The organism is Neobacillus drentensis, from assembly GCF_036962765.1.
GTDB classification, from domain to species: domain Bacteria; phylum Bacillota; class Bacilli; order Bacillales; family Cytobacillaceae; genus Neobacillus; species Neobacillus drentensis_C.
In genome coordinates, this window is record NZ_JBALOS010000072.1 from 1 (window position 1) to 25,734 (window position 25,734).

Annotated in this window: 21 protein-coding genes; 2 read left to right on the forward strand and 19 right to left on the reverse strand. The window is 39.2% G+C overall.

What is annotated here, in order from left to right; all coding sequences use genetic code 11:
* Window positions 1-122 precede the first annotated feature (122 nt).
* The 12 genes from V7137_RS10705 to V7137_RS10760 form a co-directional block, all read right to left on the reverse strand.
* Window positions 123-560: a BrxA/BrxB family bacilliredoxin gene (locus V7137_RS10705; protein ID WP_218349243.1), complete on the reverse strand. Its 438-nt coding sequence runs from the start codon at window positions 558-560 to the stop codon at window positions 123-125.
* Between the two features lie 113 nt (window positions 561-673).
* Complete coding sequence (gene meaB, locus V7137_RS10710) at window positions 674-1,789, reverse strand: methylmalonyl Co-A mutase-associated GTPase MeaB (protein ID WP_335698074.1); 1,116 nt, start codon at window positions 1,787-1,789, stop codon at window positions 674-676.
* Window positions 1,789-3,987, reverse strand: a complete 2,199-nt coding sequence (gene scpA / locus V7137_RS10715; protein WP_335698075.1) for a methylmalonyl-CoA mutase — start codon at window positions 3,985-3,987, stop codon at window positions 1,789-1,791. Before scpA ends, meaB begins: the two co-directional genes overlap by 1 nt.
* A complete protein-coding gene (locus V7137_RS10720) occupies window positions 3,968-5,857 on the reverse strand; it encodes a methylmalonyl-CoA mutase subunit beta (RefSeq protein WP_335698076.1) in 1,890 nt (629 codons plus the stop codon). Before V7137_RS10720 ends, scpA begins: the two co-directional genes overlap by 20 nt.
* A 197-nt stretch (window positions 5,858-6,054) precedes the next feature.
* On the reverse strand, window positions 6,055-7,359 hold the full coding sequence (locus V7137_RS10725; RefSeq protein WP_335698077.1) for a dihydrolipoamide acetyltransferase family protein: 1,305 nt from the start codon (window positions 7,357-7,359) through the stop codon (window positions 6,055-6,057).
* 62 nt (window positions 7,360-7,421) lie between these two features.
* Window positions 7,422-8,405, reverse strand: coding sequence for an alpha-ketoacid dehydrogenase subunit beta (locus V7137_RS10730; protein ID WP_218349253.1), 984 nt, complete (start codon window positions 8,403-8,405; stop codon window positions 7,422-7,424).
* A gap of 12 nt (window positions 8,406-8,417) precedes the next feature.
* Complete coding sequence (locus V7137_RS10735; RefSeq protein WP_335698079.1) at window positions 8,418-9,413, reverse strand: thiamine pyrophosphate-dependent dehydrogenase E1 component subunit alpha; 996 nt, start codon at window positions 9,411-9,413, stop codon at window positions 8,418-8,420.
* 23 nt (window positions 9,414-9,436) lie between these two features.
* Entirely contained in the window at window positions 9,437-10,858 is a 1,422-nt protein-coding gene (lpdA, locus tag V7137_RS10740) for a dihydrolipoyl dehydrogenase (protein WP_335698080.1), read from the reverse strand.
* Between the two features lie 20 nt (window positions 10,859-10,878).
* On the reverse strand, window positions 10,879-11,982 hold the full coding sequence (gene buk, locus V7137_RS10745) for a butyrate kinase (protein ID WP_335698081.1): 1,104 nt from the start codon (window positions 11,980-11,982) through the stop codon (window positions 10,879-10,881).
* A gap of 134 nt (window positions 11,983-12,116) precedes the next feature.
* On the reverse strand, window positions 12,117-13,220 hold the full coding sequence (bcd, locus tag V7137_RS10750; protein WP_335698082.1) for a branched-chain amino acid dehydrogenase: 1,104 nt from the start codon (window positions 13,218-13,220) through the stop codon (window positions 12,117-12,119).
* Window positions 13,221-13,248: 28 nt separating this feature from the next.
* On the reverse strand, window positions 13,249-14,127 hold the full coding sequence (yqiS, locus tag V7137_RS10755) for a phosphate butyryltransferase (protein WP_335698121.1): 879 nt from the start codon (window positions 14,125-14,127) through the stop codon (window positions 13,249-13,251).
* A 131-nt stretch (window positions 14,128-14,258) separates the two neighbouring features.
* On the reverse strand, window positions 14,259-16,334 hold the full coding sequence (locus V7137_RS10760) for a sigma 54-interacting transcriptional regulator (protein ID WP_335698083.1): 2,076 nt from the start codon (window positions 16,332-16,334) through the stop codon (window positions 14,259-14,261).
* A gap of 184 nt (window positions 16,335-16,518) precedes the next feature.
* Here V7137_RS10760 and V7137_RS10765 point away from each other — a divergent pair, with 184 nt between their 5' ends.
* Entirely contained in the window at window positions 16,519-16,758 is a 240-nt protein-coding gene (locus tag V7137_RS10765) for a DUF2627 domain-containing protein (protein ID WP_335698084.1), read from the forward strand.
* A 10-nt stretch (window positions 16,759-16,768) separates the two neighbouring features.
* On the opposite strand, the gene V7137_RS10770 is transcribed toward V7137_RS10765, so the two are convergent.
* Window positions 16,769-17,497: a glycerophosphodiester phosphodiesterase gene (locus tag V7137_RS10770; RefSeq protein ID WP_335698085.1), complete on the reverse strand. Its 729-nt coding sequence runs from the start codon at window positions 17,495-17,497 to the stop codon at window positions 16,769-16,771.
* A gap of 37 nt (window positions 17,498-17,534) precedes the next feature.
* Here V7137_RS10770 and V7137_RS10775 point away from each other — a divergent pair, with 37 nt between their 5' ends.
* Window positions 17,535-17,678 carry a YycC family protein gene (locus V7137_RS10775; protein ID WP_335698086.1) on the forward strand — a complete coding sequence of 48 codons (144 nt, stop codon included), beginning with the start codon at window positions 17,535-17,537 and terminating at the stop codon, window positions 17,676-17,678.
* A gap of 264 nt (window positions 17,679-17,942) precedes the next feature.
* On the opposite strand, the gene spo0A is transcribed toward V7137_RS10775, so the two are convergent.
* From spo0A to dxs, 6 genes are all read right to left on the reverse strand, one after another.
* Window positions 17,943-18,740 carry a sporulation transcription factor Spo0A gene (spo0A, locus tag V7137_RS10780; protein WP_335698087.1) on the reverse strand — a complete coding sequence of 266 codons (798 nt, stop codon included), beginning with the start codon at window positions 18,738-18,740 and terminating at the stop codon, window positions 17,943-17,945.
* 276 nt (window positions 18,741-19,016) lie between these two features.
* Window positions 19,017-20,306 (reverse strand): SpoIVB peptidase, encoded by a 1,290-nt coding sequence (gene spoIVB, locus V7137_RS10785; RefSeq protein ID WP_218349417.1) that lies wholly within the window; start codon window positions 20,304-20,306, stop codon window positions 19,017-19,019.
* Window positions 20,307-20,486: 180 nt separating this feature from the next.
* Window positions 20,487-22,199 carry a DNA repair protein RecN gene (gene recN, locus V7137_RS10790; protein WP_335698088.1) on the reverse strand — a complete coding sequence of 571 codons (1,713 nt, stop codon included), beginning with the start codon at window positions 22,197-22,199 and terminating at the stop codon, window positions 20,487-20,489.
* 15 nt (window positions 22,200-22,214) lie between these two features.
* The gene (gene ahrC, locus V7137_RS10795) at window positions 22,215-22,664 is read right to left on the reverse strand and encodes a transcriptional regulator AhrC/ArgR (RefSeq protein WP_335698089.1); all 450 of its coding nucleotides are present in this window, start codon (window positions 22,662-22,664) and stop codon (window positions 22,215-22,217) included.
* Between the two features lie 168 nt (window positions 22,665-22,832).
* A complete protein-coding gene (locus V7137_RS10800) occupies window positions 22,833-23,672 on the reverse strand; it encodes a TlyA family RNA methyltransferase (protein WP_335698090.1) in 840 nt (279 codons plus the stop codon).
* Window positions 23,673-23,675: 3 nt separating this feature from the next.
* A complete protein-coding gene (dxs, locus tag V7137_RS10805) occupies window positions 23,676-25,571 on the reverse strand; it encodes a 1-deoxy-D-xylulose-5-phosphate synthase (RefSeq protein WP_335698091.1) in 1,896 nt (631 codons plus the stop codon).
* Between the last annotated feature and the right edge of the window lie 163 nt (window positions 25,572-25,734).

Sequence of the window (25,734 nt, forward strand, 5' to 3'; positions counted from 1 at the left end):
CATTTACTAACTTTCTAGGCAATTTCCGCAAAGGTTCTAACGAAAAGATGCCACGAAGCACCTAGTTATACGGGTTGATGAAATTATACGAAAAACAACTATCTATGCAAAAATAGCCTTTATTAAACTTCTTCGCAATATTCATCAAACTCTTTTTGAAGTTTTGCAACGACTGTTGCTGGATCATAGCCTTCAATTTGATGTCTTTCCACCATTGATACAATCTTACCGTCCTTTAAGAGGGCAAATGATGGAGAGGATGGCGGATAGCCAGTGAAATAGCTTCGTGCCTTTTCAGTTGCTTCCTTGTCCTGTCCTGCAAAAACAGTGACAAGCTGATCAGGGCGTTTATCAAAATGAAGGGCATGTGCTGCTGCAGGACGTGCAATGCCGCCAGCACAACCACAGACAGAATTAATCATCACTAAAGTAGTCCCTTTTTGTTCAAGGGCTGCTTCCACTTCCTCAGGTGTTATCAGTTCTTTATATCCAGCAGACACGATTTCTTGACGTGCCTGTTTAACAACATCATTCATAAAGAAATTAAAATCCATGCTCATTAAATTCACTCCTTAGATTTATGCCTATATCTACATATTAACAGTAAAAATATGTTTTTTTCAAATGTAGAATCTTATTTCTTTTGAAGAAATTTAATGGCCGTTTCACTCTTCTATCCTAAATAGATATTAAATAACGCATCAACAGCCGTAGCCACCGTTTTTTCTCCTGCAATAACTTCATTTTCTAACTTAGGGAGGGCATCTTTAACTCCATTGTGATGAAAAAAATGAAATTGAAGTTGGTCGGTAATCAGCGAATAGAGCCATTCCTTAGCTTGGGCTTTTCTTCTTTCGATTAGCACCCCTGATGTTTTCCCCTTTTGTTCAAAGGATTGTATGACATTCCATACATCGCTAATACCCTCTTGGGTCAAAGAAGAACATGTATAGGCTTTTGTAGCCCACCCTTTTGTAGCTGGATGGAGAAAGTGAAGGATACGATTATACTCATTTTTCGTTTGCTCCGCTATCTGTTTGTTCGTTCCATCTGCTTTATGAACAAGTACGGCATCAGCTAATTCCATAATCCCTTTTTTCATCCCTTGCAATTCATCACCCGCACCAGTAAGGACTAACAGCATGAAAAAATCGACCATATCTCTGATAATGACTTCACTTTGCCCAACACCAACTGTTTCGATTAAGATGACATCAAAACCTGCAGCCTCACAAATTAACATGGCCTCTCTTGTCTTCCGATGAACCCCGCCTAGTTTTCCTGCGGTAGGGGAAGGACGGATAAAGGCTTGCGGGTTCCTTGATAACTGCTCCATTCTGGTTTTGTCACCAAGGATACTTCCGCCGCTAATGCTCGAGCTAGGATCAATCGCTAACACTGCGACCCGATGCCCTAAACTGCAAAGATACGTACCAAATGTCTCAATAAATGTACTTTTACCTGCACCAGGAACACCCGTAATTCCTATGCGGATTGAATGACCACTTTTAGGAAGAAGTTTTTGAAGCAGCTGTTGTGCTTTTTGAAAATGCTGTTCAGCATTGCTCTCAACAAGGGTAATAGCTCTCGCTAAAAGACTCCTATTTCCTTTTATGACCCCTTCATAAAGCTCTTCAACAGTCGGTTCAGAGATTCTGCGTTTTTGAAAGCGGATATTTGGTTGAATAGATGCATTTTGTCCTTCATGCTCTTGACCTTTTCTTATCACACTTGAACAATTTTCTGGATGGTTCGGATCATTCCATTCCGGCTTTTGATCAGGTGCCATTATTGGGCCACTTCCTCATAACCGAGTTTGCGATAAATCTCTTTGACTACCTTTTGTGCCGCGACTGGTATAATCGTACCTGGCCCAAAGATGGCAGAAGCACCATGGTCATTTAAAAATTGATAATCCTGGGCTGGGATGACACCGCCAATAACAACCAAAATATCATCTCTGCCTAGTTTTTTTAATTCCTCGACCAATTGTGGGAGAAGCGTTTTATGACCTGCAGCAAGCGAACTCATTCCAATAACATGAACATCGTTTTCAACAGCTTGCATCGCTGTTTCTTCTGGAGTTTGAAATAATGGTCCAATATCCACATCAAATCCAAGGTCAGCGAAGGCTGTAGCAATTACTTTGGCCCCGCGGTCATGACCATCCTGACCCATTTTCGCAATCAGTATTCTTGGTCTTCTCCCCTCATTTTCAAGGAATTCATCTGTCATTTTTTTTACTTGAATTATTTCTTCCTCATTGCTAAAAGCAGTACTATACACACCGCTGATTGAACGAATCACGGCCTTATGTCGGCTCGCAACCTGTTCAATCGCATCGGATATTTCCCCAAGTGTCGCTCTCGCCCTTGCTGCTTGTACGGCTAATTCTAATAAGTTCTGTTCTCCAGTTTCCGCCGCTTTCGTTAACGCAGTTAGCGTTTCTTTTACCTTCTGGACATCTCGCCCAGCTTTTAAAGCATTTAATTTTTCGATTTGTTTTAAACGAACAGCAGTATTATCAATATCTAAAATATCAATCGCTTCTTCTTTTTCTAATCGATACCGGTTAACACCGATAATTGTTTCTTTGCCTGAATCAATTTGTGCCTGTCTTTTGGCTGCAGCCTCTTCAATTCTCATCTTTGGCAGGCCGGTTTCAATCGCTTTGGCCATGCCACCAAGACTTTCTATTTCTTCGATATGGGTCCAAGCTCGATTAACCAATTCATCTGTTAATTTCTCAACGTAGTAAGAACCTGCCCACGGATCAATAACATTGGTAATCCCTGTTTCCTCTTGTAAAAACAATTGCGTGTTACGAGCAATCCGCGCAGAAAAATCCGTTGGCAAGGCAATTGCTTCATCCAAGGCGTTAGTATGCAGGGATTGGGTATGCCCCATTGCCGCTGCATGTGCTTCGATTAAAGTGCGAGTGACATTATTAAACGGATCTTGCTCGGTCAAACTCCAGCCAGATGTTTGTGAATGTGTACGTAGCGCTAATGATTTTTCGTTGTTTGGAGAGAAGGACTTCATCATCTTTGCCCAAATCAACCTTGCCGCCCGCATTTTCGCTACTTCCATAAAGTAATTCATCCCAATGGCCCAGAAAAAGGACAACCTTGGGGCAAATGAGTCGATTTCAATTCCTGCCTTAAGACCCGTCCGTACGTATTCCAAGCCATCTGCAAGCGTGTATGCCAGTTCTAAATCGGCTGGTGCCCCCGCTTCCTGCATATGATAACCCGAAATACTAATACTATTAAACTTTGGCATATGCTTGGAGGTATATTCAAATATATCAGCTATTATTTTCATAGACATTTCTGGTGGATAAATATAAGTATTTCGGACCATATATTCTTTTAAAATGTCATTTTGAATTGTACCAGCCAGTTTCTCCTGACTTACCCCCTGTTCTTCAGCGGTCACGATGAAAAAAGCAAGAATCGGCAGGACAGCCCCGTTCATAGTCATGGATACGGACATTTGGTCTAATGGTATCCCCTCAAACAGCGTCTTCATATCAAGAATAGAATCTATTGCCACCCCTGCTTTACCAACATCACCGACTACTCGAGGATGATCGGAGTCATAGCCGCGGTGAGTGGCTAAGTCAAACGCAACCGATAATCCCTTTTGTCCCATCGCTAGATTTCTTCGATAGAAGGCATTACTTTCCTCAGCAGTTGAAAAACCTGCATATTGTCTAACCGTCCATGGACGATTTACATACATCGTAGGATATGGACCTCGTGTAAAAGGAGGAAGTCCAGGCAGGTCATCAAGATGCTCTAGGTCTTTCCGGTCCTCTTTTGTATAAAGCGGTTTTAAACTGATTTGTTCATTTGTCTCAAAGAGCAGATCATCTAGTGAACTATTTATTTCTTGTTCAACCTTTTGCTGCCACTCTTCCTTGGTCATAAATTTTTGTTCGTCAAATAAGGATATATTTTGAAAATCAGGCTTTTGTTTCTTCAACCTTACTCACCTCCAACGCACTAAGGATTGACAGCAGCGTTTCATAACAATTGCTTTTCACATGGATAAACTGCCGAATACCCTCATCTATCCACAGAGTCTGTTTTTCTTTTTCTGGAAGGCCTGCTAAGTAAAAAGTATGCTCAGGGTTTTCAGTTTTTAAAGCATTCAGGATGTCATGTCCCATTGTTTCATATTGATCATTCGTTCCACAAAAGCAATAGAATTTTGCCGGTTGTTCTAGAACGAATTGTCTGGCATCCTCTACAGAAAAAATAGGGTTACTTTCTACAGCCTTCATACCTCCAGCTGCTAGAAAACCTTTCATAAAATCAAGCCTTGCTTTATGCTGCTTTAACCCGCCAAGGCAAATCATACCTACAAATGGCTTAGAATCTAATTTTTCTTCGAGAAGGATTGCTTTTTGCCGTAATTCTTCGTATGGTTCTGCCAACCTGCTGTCAGGAATAGCGTCTATTTCAAAGGTATCTTCTCTAGTAGCAAAGAATGAATTTTTCGCTTGCGGGACTTTATATGTAACTTTTTCATCCAAATTAGCGTAGACATTTGTCCCGACTATACTTGTCCTTCTTGTTTGGACATCTTGAATCCTTTTTTCATAGACAGCAGCTATTTCCTTCTGTAGCCAATTTGTTTTTAATACTTCTAAAATGCCGCCATGTGTTTCTATCCCTTGAAAAAAGAACCATGCTTTTTCTGCTAGTTCATTGGTAAGGTGTTCCACATACCAAGAACCCCCAGCAGGATCGACGACTGTTTTTAGATGTGCTTCTTCTTTCAAAAGCAGTTGTGTATTTCTAGCAATTCTATCTGAAGATGGATTGGCGCCGGTAAGATGATCAAATGGACTGACATGTAAATATTGAACACCTCCCGCCACAGCTGCAAATGCTTCATTTCCAGCCCGAAGGAGGTTTACATGCGAATCAGTCACTGTTTTTGTAAATGAAGACGTTTCTGCTGCAATCTGCATTTTAGCCATGTCACAACTCGCACCGTAAACATCACTAATACGATTCCATAGAATACGTGCTGCGCGAAGCTTTGCCATTTCCATGAAAAAATTGCTGCCAATCGAGAATTGAAAAATCATCTTTGCAAAAATTTCATCCAGTTCTAGTCCCGCTTCCAGAAGCCTTTCAAGATAGAATATCCCTTCGCCCATCGCAATTCCAAGTTCTTGAACTGCGCTTGCCCCGCCATGATGATATGGTGCAGTATCGATTAAAATTGTCCGCAAATGAGGAAACTTTTCAGACGAGCTCCTAATGCTAATAACCCAATCCTTAACAAATTCTTCAGAAATATATCCTTCTTTAGCAAATTGAGAAACGGGGTCAGAACCAATGAATCCACTGATTTTATCTCTAGTTACCTCTTGTTCCACCGTGTTTTCTAAAAGAGATAATAAAGGAATATGTGCATCATTGGCATTGATAGCAAAAGGATATTGACTATATGATTCTGCCAATTCTCTCCATAGGTTTGCATCTAACAAATCTTTCGAGAAATTAAATGAGATGGCTGTTTGTCCTTTTTCAAAAGCATGATCAAGTTTTCCCTTCAATTCCTCTACTTTACAGCAAGATAGTCGTTGTGCAATCTTCCAATCATTAGTCACATAGCCCAACGGGTAAATGCCTCTTCTTAAGTCTGAACCACCTGGATAATCAGGCACCGCCTTCTCATCCTGTCGTGAATAAAGCGGTTTCAAAATTATGTTTTCATATGTAGTTGTTTGTAAGGATCCAACCGACTTTCCTTTTAGTGATTGTTCCGCCTTGACTTTCCATTCATCTGTGGATACTGAAGGAAAAGATTGATTCTTTAATTTATCCAAACTTCTCATCCCCTCCCTAAAACAATTGAAATAAAATTCACATAATTCTACTACCTACTATTTTATGGCACAAACACGATTCAAGCAATCAAAAACAAAACAACCGCTGCCATTCTTGGCAGCGGTAATTTATTATTAGGCTTTGTTAAACTTGCCGATTGATTTACGCTCCAATCAACTTAGTTAGAACCTAACACAGCCTATTTTTAATAAATCGTAGTTGTTGATTTTGATGTATTTTCTAGTATTTCCTTTACACGTTGTAAGAAACGTCCGCAAACGAGGCCGTCTAATACTCTATGATCAAGTGACATACATAAATTCACGATATCGCGAACAGCAATCATTCCATTATTCATAACAACTGGACGTTTAACAATGGACTCAACTTGAAGAATGGCTGCCTGTGGGTAATTAATAATCCCCATGGATTGGACAGAACCAAAAGATCCAGTGTTGTTCACAGTAAAGGTTCCACCCTGCATATCTTCCGATCTTAGTTTGCCTGTTCTTACTTTGACAGCAAGCTCAGATATTTCACGTGCAATCCCTTTAATTGTTTTTTCATCAGCCTGTTTGATTACAGGAACATAAAGAGCATCATCCGTTGCGACTGCGATTGAAATATTGATATCTTTCTTTTGGATGATTTTATCTCCCGCCCACATAGAATTAATTTGTGGAAATTCTTTTAATGCTTGAGCAACAGCTTTAACAAAGAAAGCGAAAAAGGTTAAATTAAAGCCTTCTTTTTTCTTAAACTCGTCTTTTATTGTATTACGGTACTCCACCAAATTAGTGGCATCCACTTCAATCATCGTCCAGGCATGTGGTGCTTCATGCTTGCTCCGCAGCATGTTAGCAGCAATTGCTTTGCGGATACCTGTGACTGGAATTTCAATGTCCCCAACGGCAACCGGGATGTTCACTGCTGTAGCTGGTGGTGTTGGTGTAGAAACCGGCTTTGCCACTTCTTGTTTTGTTTCATTGACAACGGCTGACTCATTTTTAGCTTCTACTCCCTGTCCTGCAACAGGAATATTACCTGATTCAATTAATTTTAATAGATCTTTTCTTGTAATCCGTCCACCTGCACCGGTGCCTGACACCTTTGTTAAATCGATGCCATGTTCTTGAGAGATTTTAAGGACCGCTGGAGAGTATCGGGCTTTGTTCCCTTGGTCCGCTTGTTCAACATTTATTGCACCGCTGGTTTCTGAACTAGTGCTTGGTGCAGCTGGTACTTCAGAAGCCTCAGCTGTTGTTCCGCCTTCCAATTCTATCATGCAGATCTTTTCCCCAACTGCTAAGGTATCACCTTCTTCCGCAATTAGTTCCTTTATGATACCTGTAAAGGAGGATGGAATTTCTGCATTTACCTTATCTGTCATTACTTCTGCCAGAGGGTCGTATTTATTTACTTTATCTCCTACAGATACAAGCCATTTACTTATAGTACCCTCGGTTACGCTTTCCCCTAACTGAGGCATTTTGATTTGTTCAATTACCACGATTTACACACTCCTATTGTCCAGCTCAGGCGCCTATCCCCTTATCGCTTGGGCTTTTCGTTTTAGTACTCAGCTAGTTCGCGCATTGCTTTTTCGACCTTTTCAGGATTCACCATAAAGAATTTCTCCATTGTTGGAGAATAAGGCATCGCTGGTACATCCGGTCCAGCTAACCGCATAATCGGTGCATCTAATTCAAATAAGCAATTTTCTGCAATGATTGCAGCGACTTCACCAATAATACTGCCTTCTTTAGTATCCTCGGTAACAAGAAGGACCTTACCTGTTTTCGAAGCAGCCTCAATGATTGCTTCTTTATCAAGCGGATAGACCGTTCTCAAATCAAGAATATGTGCGGAGATACCATCCTTTGCTAATTTTTCCGCTGCTTGAAGGGCAAAATGGACACATAGACCATACGTAATGACGGTAATATCTTCTCCTTCACGTTTTACATCAGCTTTACCGATTGGCAGGGTGTAATCATCTGTTGGAACCTCACCCTTGATTAATCGATACGCACGTTTATGCTCAAAAAATAAAACCGGGTCATTGTCACGAACGGCTGCCTTTAATAGCCCTTTAGCATCGTAAGGTGTGGACGGCATAACAATTTTTAATCCAGGCTGATTTGCAAATACTGCTTCAACAGATTGGGAATGATAAAGTGCACCATGAACACCTCCGCCATATGGTGCCCGAATAACCATTGGACAACTCCAGTCGTTATTGGATCGATAGCGGATTTTAGCCGCTTCTGAAATAATTTGATTGACTGCTGGCATGATAAAGTCAGCAAATTGCATTTCGGCAATTGGGCGCATGCCATACATCGCTGCCCCAATTCCTACCCCAGCAATGGCAGATTCAGCAAGGGGTGTATCAATAACCCGTTCTTCCCCAAATTGGTCATATAACCCCTGCGTCGCCTTAAATACACCGCCTTTTAAACCAACATCTTCACCAAGGACAAAAACCTTAGGATCTCTTTCCATTTCTTCTCGCATTGCCATTGTGATTGCATCAATATATGAAATTATCGCCATGATTCATCCCCCTTACAAGTCCGCATATACATATTTCAGCGCATCTTCAGGTGCAGAGTACGGTGCATTTTCTGCATAGTCTGTCGCCTCATTCACAAGTTTCATTACGCGGTCATTTATTTCTTTTTCTAGCGCATCATCCATGACACCTGTTTCCTTTAAATAGGCACCAAAGGTAATGATTGGATCCTGGGTCTTTGCTTTGGCAACCTCATCTGGTGCACGATAAGACCGGTCGTCATCATCAGAAGAGTGTGGTGTTAGACGGTAAGAAACCGTTTCAATTAGGGTTGGTCCTTCCCCACTTCTGCCACGGACAACTGCTTCCTTCACTGCTTGATATACTTCAAGTGGATCGTTTCCATCTACAGTAAGGCCTGGCATACCATATCCAATCGCTCGGTCTGAAACTTTTTCGCACGCTAATTGTTTTTCGATTGGAACTGAAATTGCATACTTGTTATTTTCACACATAAAAATAACAGGAAGTTTATGAACACCTGCAAAGTTGGCACCCTCATGGAAATCACCTTGGTTAGAGGAGCCCTCTCCAAACGTTACAAACGTAACAAGGTCTTTTCTCTCCATTTTACCTGCTAGAGCAATTCCAACGGCGTGGGGAACTTGAGTAGTTACTGGCGATGAGCCTGTGACGATTCGATTTTTCTTTTGGCCAAAGTGACCAGGCATTTGCCGGCTGCCTGAATTGGGGTCTTCTGCTTTAGCAAAACCTGAAAGCATCAGTTCCCTTGGCGTCATACCAAACGTTAAGACTACACCCATATCACGATAATATGGAAGAACATAATCTTTTTCAGGATCTAGTGCAAATGCAGCTCCAACTTGTGCGGCTTCCTGTCCCTGACAAGAAATTACGAAGGGAATTTTACCGGCACGGTTTAATAACCACATCCGCTCATCAATACGGCGGGCTAATAACATAGTTTCGTACATTTCCATTACTTTTTCGTCGCTTAAACCTAAAGCATCATGACGCTTTTCTGTCATCTATTCTTACCTCCCAATGTTTATTAAGAATGGATTGCTTTCCCATCAACTGCAAGCGCAGCTTCACCAATTGCTTCTGATAGAGTCGGGTGAGGATGAATCGTATGGGCAATTTCCCAAGGAGTTGCATCTAATACCATCGCAAGCCCTGCCTCCGTAATCATGTCTGTTACATGCGGCCCAATCATATGCACACCTAGAATATCGTTGGTCTCTTCATCCGCAACGATTTTTACAAATCCATCAGATTCTCCAAAGACAAGTGCTTTTCCAATCGCACGAAAAGAAAACTTACCTGTTTTTACTTTATGACCTTTTTCTACGGCTTGGTCTTCTGTTATCCCCACACTGGAAACCTCTGGATTGCTATAAATACATCTAGATACTAGATGATACTGCAGTGGCGAAGGATCCTTCCCAGTAATATGCTCGACTGCAATGATCCCTTCATGTGAAGCAACATGGGCAAGTTGTAATCCACCAATGACATCACCAATCGCATAAATATGTGATTCTTTGGTTTGGAAGAATTCATTTGTTTCAATAAAACCCTTCTCTACATGTATTTCTGTATTCTCAAGCCCAATTCCTTCTATATTTGCCTGACGTCCGACTGAAACAAGAATTTTTTCAGCTTTAAATTCTTTTAATGTGCCCTTTACTTCTGCGGAAATCGCTACTCCATTGTCCTTAACTAACGTTTCTGGGAGGACTTTTGCACTTGTTACAAGGGTAATTCCTTTTTTCTTCATCAAGCGCTGCATTTCTTTTGATATTTCTTTATCTTCAGTCGGAATAATTCGATCAGCATATTCAATAACTGTTACATCCACCCCAAAATCTTTCAGCATGGAGGCCCATTCTATTCCAATTACGCCTCCACCAACAATAATAATGGAACTAGGAAGTGTCTCTAATTCTAATGCTTCATCAGAGGACATAACATATTCTCGATCTATTTCAAGTCCAGGAAGGGTCCTTGGTCTTGAACCTGTTGCGATAATCACATTTTTAGGAAGAAGCATTTCATTGTCTTCACCGTTATTCATTTCAACAGATATGGTCCCCGGCATTGGAGAAAAAATAGATGGTCCCAAGATTCTGCCTAATCCTTCATAAACATCAATTTTTCCTTGATTCATTAAATGCTGAACACCCTTATGGAGTTGATCAACTATTTTATTCTTCCTGTTCTGAACTAATCCAAAATCAACAGAAACATCACTTGTAATGACTCCAAAATCTTTACTATGCTTGGTTGTTGCATAAACTTCTGCACTTCGAAGCAGTGCCTTACTAGGAATACACCCTTTATGCAGACATGTACCACCAAGTTTTCCTTTTTCTACAATCGCTGTTTTTAAGCCAAGCTGAGAGGCCCTAATTGCCGCTACATAGCCGCCAGTTCCTCCGCCAAGAACAACTAAATCATATTCTTGTGCCACGTTTTTTCCTCCCCTTAACCTTAAATTTTTACTGTTTTAAAATTCCCAGGATAAATTTTTTCCTCTTCCTCGCCCTTTAAGACTCGCAGCGCACCTTCAGTAAGTGCTTGAAGCTCATTTTCACCAGGATGAACGATAACATCAGCAATCCAATTGGTTCTGTCGGTGATTGTTTTCACAAATCCTTTCCCATAGGCAAGGCCGCCAGTCAAAATAATCGCATCCACTTTTCCTGAAAGAACAGCACTAGCAGCCCCAATTTCTTTGGCTACTTGATAGGCCATTGCATCATAAATAAGTTTTGCTTCTTTATCTCCTGCTGCAATTCGCTGCTCTACCTTAACTGCATCATTCGTACCGAGATAACCAACTAGGCCGCCTTGGCCAACAAGCATCTTCATTATTTCTTCCCGATAATATTCTCCAGAATAACAAAGGGCTACTAAATCTCCAACAGGAACCGTTCCTGCCCGTTCTGGACTAAATGGTCCATCCCCATGAAGACCATTGTTGACATCAATAACCTTACCCTGCTTATGAACACCTACGGTAATACCTCCACCCATATGAGTAACAATTAAATTTAGGTCGGAGTATTTTTTTCCCATTTCCTTTGCAATCCTTCTTGCCACTGCTTTCTGATTTAAGGCGTGAAAGATGCTTTTTCGCTCAATTAAGGAAAAACCAGAAATTCTTGCAAGTGGTTCAAGCTCATCAACAACAACCGGATCCACGATGTAAGATGGAATATTTAAAGCAGAAGCTATTTCGTAGGCAATAATCCCACCAAGATTTGATGCATGCTGTCCGGCATAACCTGACCGTAAATCTTTTAACATCACATCATTAACCGCATAGGTGCCCCCTTCTATCGGTCGCAGCAATCCCCCGCGGCCACAAACAGCCGACAATTTGGAAATATTTATCCCTTCATTATCCAGTGTTTCCAAAATTGTTGTTTTTCTAAATTCATATTGATCAATAATATTTGCAAAAGAGTTGATAATTTCTGAATCATGCCGAATCGTTTTTTCAAAAATGGAAATATCATTATCGAAAACCCCGATCTTCGTGGATGTCGAGCCTGGGTTGATGACGAGAATCCGATATTCATTATCTTGCAACGTTTTGACCTCCAATTGGTTTTCTAAATGATTGAAGTCGAGTGTTAATTAAATACCTATAAATGTCCTATGAAAGGCAAAGACGCTGAATATTCCATTCAGCGCATTGCAGAACTATTTGGACAAAAAATTAATTATCTAGAAATTCTATGACTTAAAATATGATGGCCGTTTTGAAGAAATTGGCTTCTTGAGTTACGAATTCTGGCAATTCTTTCTTCTGCCATACGGTCAGCTGCCACGTATGTTGGGATGCCATCACGTTTTGAAATTTCAATAACCTTTTCGATTGTTGTATAGAGCTGTTCCACCTTTTTCATTGCCCGCTCTTGGTTGTAACCATATAATTCATCAGCTACATTGATTACGCCTCCAGCATTAATTACGTAATCCGGAGCGTAAACAATACCCATTTCGTGGATGATATCGCCATGACGGGTATCTTTTAATTGATTGTTAGCCGAACCAGCAATAACTTTTGCTTTTAATTGTGGAATGGTTTCATCATTAATGGTTGCTCCTAATGCACATGGTGCGTAAATATCACATTCGACACCATAAATTTCATCAGGGTCTACTGCAAGGGCTCCAAATGCTTCTACGGCACGGTTAACAGCTTCTTTATTAATATCTGTTACAATAAGCTGAGCCCCTTCTTCATGCAAATATTCACATAGTGTATACGCTACATTTCCGACTCCTTGAATGGCAACAACTTTTCCTTCTAGTGAATCAGTTCCAAACGCCTCTTTCGCCGCTGCTTTCATACCGCGATAAACACCAAAAGCTGTTACCGGGGAAGGATTGCCTGATGAGCCAAATGCTGGAGAGATACCAGTTACATAATCTGTCTCTTCGTGAATTAAATCCATGTCTGCTACTGTTGTGCCTACATCTTCTGCTGTAATATATCTGCCATTTAAGCCTTGGATGTAACGGCCGAAAGCACGGAACATCTCTTCATTCTTATCTTTCCGTGGATCGCCGATGATAACCGTTTTACCACCGCCTAGATTTAACCCTGCAGCGGCATTCTTATAGGTCATTCCTTTTGCAAGACGCAGCGCATCTTCAATAGCAGCTTCTTCAGAGGCATATGTCCACATACGTGTTCCACCTAAAGCTGGCCCTAATGTTGTATCATGAATAGCAATAATTGCTTTTAAACCTGATTGTTTATCTTGACAGAATACCACTTGCTCATAATCGTATTGTTCTAAGTACTTGAAAATTTCCATCTAAAATTCCTCCTCAATATTTGAATATCTATTTTGATGTAGCACAGCATAACGCAAGTGCAAGAGAATAAAGCTTACTTTCAGCAGAATCTGACCTCGATGTTAACACGATTGGGGCTTTTGCCCCGGCAATAACGGCACCAACTTTTGCATTTGCGAAATAGATTAATGATTTATATAAAACATTGCCAACTTCGATAGTTGGTACTAATAAAATATCTGCTTTACCTGCCACTTCACTGTTTATCCCTTTGTGTTCTGCGGCAAGTGTTGATACTGCATTGTCTAAACCTAGAGGTCCATCTACAATGCAGCCTGAAATTTGTCCTCGTTTATTCATTACAGTTAATGCCGCTGCATCTAATGTAGCCTGCATGGCAGGANNTTTTGGCAGTTCTATACCAATCGACTGCGCAATGGAGACTGCATTTTTAATAATTTGTGCTTTCTGTTCCAAATCAGGAGCGATATTCATTGCAGCGTCTGTTACAATCGTAAAACGATTAATGCCTGGGGATTCAAACACAGCTATATGTGATAAGACATTTCCTGTCCTTAGGCCGTATTCCTTATTCAAGACTGCTTTTAAGAAAATATTAGTTGGAATATTACCTTTCATCAGCACATTTGCTTCTTTTGTAAAAACGGCCTTTACTGCTAATTCTGCCGCTGCAGCACTAGAATCAGCATTGACAATTTTCAAACATATATCACTTATGTTTTGGTGTTTTTTTTCTTCCATAATGGCTTTAATCTTTTCTTCGTCACCAAATAAAATAAAATTTGCAAGATTTTGGTCTATTGCAGCTATGACAGCTTCAATAACCTCTAAATCTTCTGCCGCAGCAACTGCAACGGTGTTTGTACGTACTTGGGCTGCTTTGTCAATTAGTGAATCAAGCAACAAGTTGTCATCAACCCTTTCTCCTCTTACTGCAACTCCCATAATATAATATGCAATTTCCGTGCCAAACCTTTTTTAATGAAAACGCTTTATTACCACAAATTGACCCTGCATTTTTTTTCGTGGTATGCAATTTATTGCATGCTATTTTTTTCAATATCATATTTTTCAATCTTATAATATAAATTCCTAACTGACAATCCAAGCGTTTTTGCTGTCAATGTCTTATTCCCATTTAAACGAAGAAGGGTCTGCTTAATAATTTTCGCTTCAAATTCATCCATCAAATCTGATAATGTTCGGTCGATCATCACGGCATCATTACTATTGCTTAAAAAATGTTCATTTGTACTTTTTTTATTTTTTAATTCTGGCAAATGCTGAACATCAATAAACTGCTCATTATAATTCATAAAAATTATCGCTCTGCCAAGAATATTTTCTAATTCTCTTACGTTTCCTGGCCAGTCATAGTCCATTAATTGCTTTTGTGCAGCTGGAGTAATTCCTTCTACATTTCGTCCATAGTCCTGACTTATTTTTTGAATAAGCCTTTCATTTAAAAGCGGGATTTCTTCTTTTCGCTTCCTTAATGGAGGTATTTGGATTGGCATCCGATTTAAACGATAATATAAGTCTTCCCGAAAGGAGCCTTTAGCAATACCCTTTTCTAAATTGACATTAGTTGCTGCAATGATCCTCACATTAATCGATACAGGCTTTGTTCCTCCTACTCGAATGATTTCTTTTTCCTGCAAGACCCTGAGCAGTTTTGCCTGTGTGTTTACTGGAAGTTCACCAATTTCATCTAGAAAAATACTGCCATTATTGGCTTCTTCGAAAAAACCTCTTTTTCCACCTCTTACCGCTCCTGAAAAAGCGCCTTCTTCATAGCCAAATAATTCACTTTCCAATAATGTTTCGGAAATCGCTGCGCAATTGACCCTAATAAATTTGTTATATTTACGGTCACTTGCATTATGTATAGCATGGGCAAATAATTCCTTCCCTGTTCCTGATTCACCGCGCAGGAGGACAGTTGCAGGAGTTTTTGCTCCTAATTTTGCTTGTTCAATCGCAAGCATCATCTCATCTGATTGACCAATGATATCTTCAAACGTATATTTTGCTTCGAGTTTACGGATAAGCTGGCGGGCGCGGTTCAATTCTCTATTCAGTGATTTGATTTCGGACATATCGTGGATGACACCCACACTGCCCTTTAATTTTCCTTTTACAATTATTGGCGCAACATTAACAATTACTTCTCTTTTGTTTGGTCCCACCCTCATTGGTACCCCGCGGACAGCCCTCCTCGTTTGCAGAACTTTCATGTGCATACTATCTCCCTCAGATATGTCAGCTGTAGCAGGCTGTCCAATTACCTGATCCTGTGTAAGTCCCGTAATCCGTGAGTAGGCAGGATTAATAAGGATCCCCCTGCCATTTTCGTCTACTACAGAAATCGCATCATCACTTGAATGAATAATAGCTTGAAGCATGGTTTGAATTTCTCTTAAATCTGTTAGTTCCTCAGCAAGATTAACAACTTCAGTAATATCTTTAAAAACTGCAAATGCCCCGATCAAGGTTCCATTTTCCTCAATAATAGGAATACGTGTAGTTATAATCTTTCGATTATTTTCCAAAATCAATTCTTGGTTTGCTTCAATTCTTCGTGATTCTAGGATGTATGGAAGCCGACTCGTTGGAATTACTTCAACCACGTATTTGCCGATTGCCTGCTCTTTCGTTACCCCGATAATTTCTTGTGCACGCTTGTTAAATAGGATGACTTTTCCGTCCTTATCAATAACAACCATACCGTCATTTGTAGCGTTAAAGATTAATTCCTGTTGATAGGATTCATTTTTATGCTTTTCGATCAGATCTTCCTTTTCTTCCATAATCTTTGCAACTAGAAAGGCGACGCTGCCTGGAATCAAAACCGTATGTTCCTTTTTAGCTTTTCGTAATTCTTGGAAAACTGATTCATCTCCAGTTACATCAATAATAATATCAATCTTATCAACTAAGTATGGATGCCAGTTGGTTCCTGTTTTAATTCCTTCTTGCCGTGCTAACAAAACGCCAGGTGCATCTAAATTCCGATCAATAACTGCACAAACCTTTAACACTTCAGATTCTTTTAAAATCTTTAAGATTGCTGTACCACCTTTTCCTGCACCAACAATCATAACGTTTTGCATTTTATTACCCCTTATAAGAAAAATTTTTCAAGATTACTTAAGAAATACATGCAACTTTTTTCATACCTATTTTATATCCAATCACAATCATTGACAAATTTTATCTATGTAATAAAATTTTCTTGAGATATAATCAAAATAAGACTTTTCATTTTGCAAAATTTGATATTGGAAGGATTTATTTATGAAGCGAATTATTGCCCTCATTATTGTATTAATTCCTGGTATACTAGCCGCTATTGGCATTAAATTAATGCGTGATATGTTATTTGGGATACTGCAAGCACCATTCCCTAATTTATTGCTTCAGTTTCTAACTGGTTTAGTCTTTTTTGTCGGCGGTCTAGGATTTGTCGCTGGATTTATCTTTCATCGCGATCGAAAAAGAAGCAAGGTTCAAAAAAGATTTAACAAATCAAAATAAAAAGAGGCCACTAAGGTCTCTTTTCAAATTGTTTTCGTATCCTTAACGCCTTTACTGGGTCGTCAGTAATTAGTGCCGTGCAGTTTATATTAAAAAGACGACGCAGATCCACTTCATTATTTACAGTATAGGGTCGTACAGCTATTCCATTGTCAATTGTTTTTAGGATAACTTCATCTGAAATTGTCGAGTATTTAGGATGTATCCCTTTCGCATGAATTGCTTTGGAATAGACCCAAGGCATGTAGATTCCTTCAAAAAAAAGAGGAGCCGTTTCTATTTCTGGTGCTAAACGAAAGCTATAGACGATACTATAATGATTAAACGAGGAAATAATAATTCTATCTACTAACTGATATTTGTAAATAAGCTTAATGACTTTTTCTTCCATCCCTTTATAGGGAAAAAGTCCATTTTTCAGCTCTATATTACATAATAATTTATTGGTGGTCAGCCATTCAAACACCTCTTTTAATGCAGGTATGGGTTCTATTATGTTGTCTTTTTTATTTGCATTCAATTTCCGAAGATCTTTATATAAAAAATCCTTTACAAACCCTTTACCGTCTGTGGTTCGATCGACTTTTTCATCATGGATGACAACTATTTCTCCGTCTTTAGTTAATTGTACATCCAATTCTAATCCGTCAGCTCCAGCATTCTCTGCTTCTATAAAGGCTCTTAGCGTATTTTCGGCAAAAGAAGCGGAATAACCACGATGCGCAAAAATCTGAGTCATATTTTCACATCCCAACTTAATATAGGAGGAATACCAAATGAAACCCTTACAGTTATCACCTGAAACTGCTATTAAACTTTCCCAAAAATTAAATGTGCCGATAGAACAGCTTATGCACATGCCTCAACATATTCTTATTCAAAAACTGATGGAATTGGAAAGTGAAAAAGATAATTCATAACTACTACCAAGTTATTTAACCGAATGGCTCTGTTAAACTTGCCTGTTGATTTCCGCTCCAGGCGCGGGCGGTCCGGGGAGCCTCCTCGTCGCTGCGCTCCTGCGGGGTCTCCCCTGCCCCGTCCTCCCGCAGGAGTCTTCGCGCCTTCCGCTCCAATCAACAGGGTGCCAAAATCAACAATAAGCTTTAACATAGCCAACCAAATAGAAAGTATAGAAAAAGCCTTCATTCTTTTGATGAAGGCTTACATTTATTTTATTCTTTTCAAGATGCCTTATGCTCTAGACGTAGCTTATCAGCCACCATGGCAATAAATTCCGAATTAGTTGGCTTCGCCTTCGACATGCTTACGGTATATCCGAACAAGGAAGATATGGAATCAATGTTACCTCTACTCCAAGCTACTTCAATTGCATGACGGATGGCCCTTTCAACACGGCTTGCCGTTGTATTATATTTTTTTGCGATATCTGGGTATAGAACTTTTGTGATGGAACCTAAAAGTTCGATATCATTGTAAACCATTGAAATGGCTTCACGTAAATATAAATACCCTTTAATATGAGCTGGAACACCAATTTCATGAATGATACTTGTAATACTAGCATCCAAATTCTTAGGTTTTTGTTCAGTTTGAGAACGATATGTGGTTGATGATGTAGATTTTCGAGTAAACGAATTATTCGTATTTCCACTAACTTGTCGAATATGGCTGCCTAGATTCTCCATATCAAATGGTTTCAAAATAAAATACGATGCACCTAGTTCAACCGCTTTTTTCGTAACATCTTCTTGACCAAACGCCGTTAACATAATAACATTTGGCAGGACGCCTTTTTTTATGTCACGGAGGCGCTCCAGAACAGCTAGTCCATCAAGATGAGGCATGATAATATCCAGAACTAGAACATCAGGGTCAGTATGAGATAACATTTCTAAACACTCTTGACCATTGTGAGCAATCCCTGCCACTTCCATATCATCTTGGGACGAAATAAAGTCCTCTAATAATCCTACTAGTTCTCGATTGTCATCAACGACACATACTTTAATTTTCTTCACTTCCAGTTCCTCCTCAGGGTTTATATCATCAGCTCTATTTCAACTTACGTTCCTTATCAGCTGTATTCTCTTAACTCTATTCTAAATTAGAAATTCGACAATGCAACAAAAATTCCTCTCATTTTTTTAATATTTCTTAAAATAGTGATAAAATCTTATCTTNNTCTCACCTTTTCGACGTAAAACGCGCTTTTTCTAATATTTGGGTTATTTTTGTCGAAAAGCGTTTATGTAAAAAAGCAAAATAGGGATGTTTCCTATTTTGCTCCCAATGTGTTAACTCGCTTTGTTCTTTGGCATTTCATATATGTTAATTCCAGCTTCATTTAACATCCATTCAATGTGTACCCCGTACCCTGAAGTTGGATCGTTAACAAAGACATGTGTAACTGCTCCAATTAGCTTTCCATCTTGAATGATTGGACTGCCACTCATCCCTTGAACAATTCCTCCTGTTTTTTTAAGGAGTTTAGGGTCGGTTACTTTTATTACCATGCCTTTGGTTGCTGGAAACTTTTGCGGAATTGTGCTGACAATTTCAATGTCAAATTCTTCAACTTGGTCATTATTCACAACTGTTAAAATTTTGGCTGGTCCTTCTTTTACCTGATGTGATAACGCAATTGGCAGTGGTTTATCCATAACGCCATTTTTTAAATCTTTTACCATTTCACCAAAAATTCCAAATGGGCTATTCTTTTGGATATTACCGACAATTTCTCGGTCGGAAGAAAAGCGTGCAAGCTTTTCACCTGGATCTCCGTTACTCCCCTTTTCAATGGAAGTTACGGTTGAGCGAACAATTTGTCCATCTTCTACAACAATTGGTTGTTTGGTATCCATGTCAGATATTACATGCCCTAGGGCACCATATTTCTTAGATTGCGGGTGAATAAATGTCATTGTCCCGATTCCTGCTGCAGAATCTCTAATATATAAACCGAGCTTATAGATGTTTTCCCCTTTGTCCTTTAGAGGGGTTAGTTTTGTAGTAAACTTTCCACTTTCTCGACTAATAACCATATCGAGCGCTTTTCCTTCTTGTCCTGCACTTTGCACATATGGTGCTACATCCGTCATTTTTTCTATTTTATTCCCATTTATTTCTGTAATGATATCCCCAATTTTTATTCCTGCAATTTCACCAGGTGACTTCTTACCGGATATAGTATTGATTAGATGGTGGCCTACAACCAATACACCCACAGTATTTAATTTTACGCCAATTGACTGTCCGCCTGGAATAACCCTAAAATCTTTTAATACTCGTACATCCACCTTTTTTATTGGAATTCCCGCATACTCTAACAGCATTTCATTTTTTCCATTCTTAGATGCTGTCATTGAAACCGAATGTTTTTCCTGATCAAGTGTAATATTCGAATTTTGAGAAACCAAAGAGGCTGATACCGGTACAGCCTTTTGAAAAGTATAGTCTTGTCCTTCAAAAACCGTAATAGTCTTGGGTATCGCGAGATATTGCTGCAAAGGCTGAAAAAAAATAAGGCTAATTAATGAAACAAGGAGAATTCCACCAATAATCTTTCTAATTAGTTCTAACTTCAAAATTTTTCACTCTCCTCGCTTCTTTTCATTACATTTAAATGGCTACATCTTTAATTTTGCCTCCTTGACAATCATTTATAACTTGGTTCAACATAAAAAAGCTACCCGAAATGGATAGCATTACAATTTTTAATAAAAATATAGTAATTTTAGCTTTTTTGAATGGCAAAATGCCTAAAATCATCGACCTGTTAAAGTGCCATTTCCACTTTTCTTATTCTCCGCAGCTAAAAATAATAATTCTTCAGCATGCTTTTTTGTGAGGTCGGTTATTTCCGTTCCCGATATCATCCGGCCAATTTCATTAATCTTATCTTCAAGCTGTAAAGGCGTGACAGACGTTTTTGTTCTTCCGCCTTTTATTATTTTGGAAATAAACAAGTGGGTATCGGCCATTGCAGCTACCTGGGGTAAGTGTGAGATACATAATACCTGAGATTGGCTGGCCACCTTATAAATTTTCTCTGCAATAGATTGAGCAACCCTTCCGCTTACACCAGTATCTACTTCATCGAAAATAATCGAAGTCACGCCTTGATGCTTAGAGAAAATACTTTTTAACGCAAGCATAATACGTGATAATTCTCCTCCAGAGGCTACTTTAGATAAAGGTTTCAATGGCTCTCCAGGGTTAGTCGAGATATAAAATTCGACATGATCCACACCGTTTTTAGTAAACTGCATTGTATTTGATTCGAAACGAATTTCAAAAACTGTCTTTGCCATATACAATTCTTTTAGTTCTTTATGTATTAACTTTGTTAGTTTATCTGCCCATTTAAGACGAGTTTCCGTTAATTGCTTTGCTTCCAGTGTTAAGTCCTTTTTTATCGATACTAATTCTTTTTCTAATTCGCTTATATGGGTTTCTTTATTTTGTAATGTTTCAATTTCTTCTTCAATTTTTACAGCATATTCTAATATTTCATTGATTGTTTTACCGTATTTGCGTTTAAGCCGATTAATTTCATTTAAGCGATCTTCAATTTCATTAATTCGCTGTGGGTCGAACTCTAATGCATCTAAATCATTTCTTAAGGATCGAGCTGCATCCTCCAATTGGTAGTAGCTATTTGAAACAGTTTCATAAATGTCTTTATAGGTATTATCAATAGCAGCGGCATCTTCAAGATGCCCCATAACCATGCTAATCCAATCAAGCCCTTTTTGTTCCCCTTGCAAGGCAGTATGACTTGATTGAAGGGCTTCAAATACTCGTTCAAAATTATTTAATTTTCTTTTTTCCTCAAAAAGATCTTCATCTTCATTCATTTTTAAATCCGCATTTTGAATTTCATCTAATTGAAACTGTATCAGATCGAGTCGATGAGCGGTTTGCTGGTCATTTTCACTTAATGCTTTTAACCTTTGTAATGTTTGCTCATAACGACGAAAGACTTGCTGATACTCACCTTGTGAAGGGAAGATATCGTCAGCGCCAAATTGGTCTAGCAATGCTAGGTGTCTCGTCTCATCCATTAACTCTTGATGCTCATGCTGCCCATGAATATCAACCAGTGTTGACCCAATTTCCCTGAGAGTGGAGATCGTGACAAGCTTTCCATTTACACGGCAAATGCTTTTTCCAGATTGGGAAATATCTCGTCGTAATATGACCATCCCTTCCTCAATATCGATACCAAATTCTAAAGCTTTAGCAATGATAGGATGTTTACTATCATCAAGCTGGAATAGGCCTTCTATTTCGGCTCGGTCCTCGCCATGCCGCACAAATTCTGCAGACCCTCTGCCGCCAACCAATAAGTGTATAGCATCTATAATGATGGATTTTCCCGCACCAGTTTCTCCCGTTAAAACCGTTAATCCCTTTGTAAATGTAATGGACAAGGACTCGATAATCGCGAAATTCTTAATAGATAATTCTGCTAACAAGGAACATTCCCCCAATTAAAGCATATCTAGGAACCGAGCTGTAATGACCTCAGTATCTTCTGGTGTACGACAAATAATTAACATCGTATCATCACCGCAGATAGTTCCTAATATTTCATCCCAATCGAGATTATCAATTAATGCGCCGATTGCCATTGCATTACCTGGTAAGCACTTCATGACTAGCAAATGACCAGCTGAATCAATCCGAACAAACGCGTCAATTAATGATCTTTTTAATTTTTGTAATGGATTAAACCTTTGGTCTGCAGGCAAGCTGTATTTATAGCGTCCATCACTTAAGGGAACTTTAACAAGATGTAATTCTTTAATATCCCTCGAAACCGTAGCTTGCGTTATATTATAGCCAGCATTCTTAAGTTCATCCACTAAATCATCTTGCGTCTCAATGTCATTATTGGCTATGATTTCTCTTATTTTAATATGACGTTGGCCTTTATTCATTGTCTCACCCCATAATCATTGAAAACATGTATCTTAATATTATGTTCTAATAAGTTCTTCTACACATTATGTTAGCCGATTTTTATAAACTTGTACATTTTTTCTTATATAAGGAAAGGAATTTCTTTAGAAATAGCCTAGAATATGAAGAAAAGGATAAGCGTTTGCCTATCCTTCTGGATTTTGCTTTGTTTTAAATTCTAAATGGGATTCTTTCACAATCTCTAGCGGGGTGATTGGTAATTGATTAACTCCCGTCTCCCGTTCACCTTCCCATTTCAAATGGAGCAGGTATTCAATATTCCCGTCGCCGCCAGTGATTGGTGAAAAGGATAAGTCTTTTATCGTGTAGCCTTGTTGCAATGCAAAATGAATGATTTTATCAATTACTTGTAAATGTACTTTCTCATCCCGAACGATCCCCTTTTTACCAACCTGTTCACGGCCCGCTTCAAATTGCGGTTTGACTAGGGCAATAACGTCACTTCCTGAAACTAAAAGTGTTTTTAAGACTGGCAAGATCAAAGTTAATGAAATAAAAGATACATCGATTGTCGCGAAATTTGGCATCTCTCCAATTAAATCAGCAGGAGTGACATAGCGGAAATTTGTCCGTTCCATCACGACAACTCGTTCATCCTGCCTTAGTTTCCATGCAAGTTGATTATAGCCTACATCTAAAGCATAGGACATCTTTGCTCCATTCTGCAGCGCACAATCGGTAAAGCCTCCAGTGGAAGATCCTATGTCTAGCAGCACTTTATCTGATACACTTACATCAAATACTTTTAAGGCCTTTTCAAGCTTTAATCCCCCGCGGCTAACATATGGAAGAACCTTCCCCTTTATGCTTAGTGGAATATCTGTCTTAACTTTCTCTCCAGGTTTGTCTAACCGCTCTTCATTAGAGTAAACAAGCCCTGCCATGATGGCACGTTTGGCCTTTTCTCTTGTTTCAATTAATCCTCTTTCAACTAGTAAAACATCTAACCGTTCTTTATTTTTCATTTCTTAAGCCCTTTGTTGTTTTTTTCGAGCTAGAATGGAAACCCTTTTGATTACTTCTTCAGTTGTTAAACCTATCTCTTCAAGAAGGGAATCGACATCCCCATGTTCGATAAAGTTGTCCGGGATTCCAATTCTGTCGATGTGCGAATGATAAAAGCCATGGTTCTGTGCAAACTCAAGAATAGCACTTCCGAAACCACCTTGTAAAACAGCCTCCTCAATCGTGAGGATTGGCATATTTTTTGACAGGAGATTGGTAAGCATTTTATCATCCAACGGTTTGATAAAGCGAGCATTCACAACTTTAACGGAAATCCCCTTCTTTTCAAGCACCTCAGCTGCTTTTAAGGCCATTGGAATCGTCGTTCCGAAGGTTAAGATTGCTGCATCATCGCCCTCTTTTAGAACTTCCCATGTACCAATTGGAATGGATTGAAGGTCCTTGTCCATTGGTACCCCAATGCCATTTCCACGCGGGAATCTCATCGCAATCGGACCGTCATCATACTTCAATGCGGTGTAAACCATATGTTGACCTTCATTTTCATCCTTTGGCATCATTAAGACCATATTTGGAATATGTCTTAGAAATGCAATATCAAATACACCCTGATGGGTTTCACCATCAGCACCTACCAATCCAGCCCGGTCGATCCCAATAAAGACATTTAAATTTTGTCTGCAAATATCATGAACAACTTGGTCGTATGCACGTTGTAAAAAGGTTGAATATATGGCGAGAAATGGTTTCATATTTTGTGTAGCTAAACCAGCAGCTACAGTCGCTGCGTGCTGCTCTGCAATTCCTACATCATACATTCTTTCAGGGAATTCACTAGCAAACCCCTCAAGTTTGGAACCAACAGGCATTGCTGGTGTAATAGCAACAATACGTTCATCGTTTCGGGCAAGCTTTCGAACGGTTTCACTAACCAGACTGCTCCATGCAGGCGGTGGAGTTTTAGCCGGCTTTACGAAAGCACCTGTATCAATTTTATATGGTCCTGTTCCATGCCATGTACCCGTTTTGTCACTTTCAGCAGGGTGATACCCTTTACCCTTTTTAGTAATGACATGAAGAAGGATTGGGCCTTCTGTCTTTTTCGCATAGCTGAAATTCTCAAATAATGCATCAAAGTTGTGACCATCAATTGGACCAAGATAGGTAAAACCTAATTCCTCAAAAAACATCCCCGAAACAAATAAATACTTAAGGCTGTCTTTTACTCTTTCAGCGGTTGCAGCTAATTTCCCACCTACTGCAGGTACTTTTTTCAACAGTACTTCAAGTTCATCTTTCACCCATTGATATTTTCCAGCTGTCCGCAATTGGCCGAGTATATTATGAACAGCACCAACATTAGGGGCGATTGACATCTCGTTGTCATTCAAGATAACAATCATGTTTTTCTTTTCATGCCCAATATGATTTAAGGCTTCTAATGCCATACCACCGGTTAAGGCCCCATCACCAATCACTGGAATCACAAAAGATTTTTCCTTTTTTAAATCTCTAGCTATTGCCATTCCCATAGCTGCAGAAAGAGATGTGGAACTATGACCTGTTTCCCATACATCGTGCTCACTTTCAACTCGTTTTGGGAATCCGCATAAACCTTTATATTGCCTCAAAGTATCAAACTCACAAGCTCTGCCAGTTAGAATTTTATGAACATAAGACTGATGTCCTACATCCCAGATTATCTTATCTGTGGGACTGTTAAAGCATTTATGTAAGGCAATCGTTAATTCGACTACACCTAAATTCGGTCCAATATGGCCTCCGGTAACAGACAGCTTTTCAATCAAAAATTTACGGATATCTTGACTTAAAGCCTCCAATTCGTTATTCGACATGCCTTTTAAAAAGGCTGGGTCTTTTATTGATAATAGATCCATGTTTGGACCACTCACTTTCATACTTTTATGCAATCTCTTTTTAGTTGACTGTGTTCTATTACACATCAATAAATTTAACTTTGATTAAGGCTCTTTTCGTAAACTTTGTTGCTTTTGAAACTTAATAAGAGTCATATACTAAGCTTCTAGGCAATTTTCGCAA

Bases quoted from the DNA above. Each gene is read 5' to 3' on its own strand.
- V7137_RS10705 (WP_218349243.1), bottom strand. From the start codon at position 560: ATGAGCATGGATTTTAATTTCTTTATGAATGATGTTGTTAAACAGGCA.
- meaB (WP_335698074.1), bottom strand. From the start codon at position 1,789: ATGGCACCTGATCAAAAGCCGGAATGGAATGATCCGAACCATCCAGAA.
- V7137_RS10720 (WP_335698076.1), bottom strand. From the start codon at position 5,857: ATGAGAAGTTTGGATAAATTAAAGAATCAATCTTTTCCTTCAGTATCC.
- V7137_RS10730 (WP_218349253.1), bottom strand. From the start codon at position 8,405: ATGGCGATAATTTCATATATTGATGCAATCACAATGGCAATGCGAGAA.
- V7137_RS10735 (WP_335698079.1), bottom strand. From the start codon at position 9,413: ATGACAGAAAAGCGTCATGATGCTTTAGGTTTAAGCGACGAAAAAGTA.
- bcd (WP_335698082.1), bottom strand. From the start codon at position 13,220: ATGGAAATTTTCAAGTACTTAGAACAATACGATTATGAGCAAGTGGTA.
- V7137_RS10760 (WP_335698083.1), bottom strand. From the start codon at position 16,334: ATGCAAAACGTTATGATTGTTGGTGCAGGAAAAGGTGGTACAGCAATC.
- V7137_RS10765 (WP_335698084.1), top strand. From the start codon at position 16,519: ATGAAGCGAATTATTGCCCTCATTATTGTATTAATTCCTGGTATACTA.
- V7137_RS10770 (WP_335698085.1), bottom strand. From the start codon at position 17,497: ATGACTCAGATTTTTGCGCATCGTGGTTATTCCGCTTCTTTTGCCGAA.
- V7137_RS10775 (WP_335698086.1), top strand. From the start codon at position 17,535: ATGAAACCCTTACAGTTATCACCTGAAACTGCTATTAAACTTTCCCAA.
- ahrC (WP_335698089.1), bottom strand. From the start codon at position 22,664: ATGAATAAAGGCCAACGTCATATTAAAATAAGAGAAATCATAGCCAAT.
- V7137_RS10800 (WP_335698090.1), bottom strand. From the start codon at position 23,672: ATGAAAAATAAAGAACGGTTAGATGTTTTACTAGTTGAAAGAGGATTA.
- dxs (WP_335698091.1), bottom strand. From the start codon at position 25,571: ATGGATCTATTATCAATAAAAGACCCAGCCTTTTTAAAAGGCATGTCG.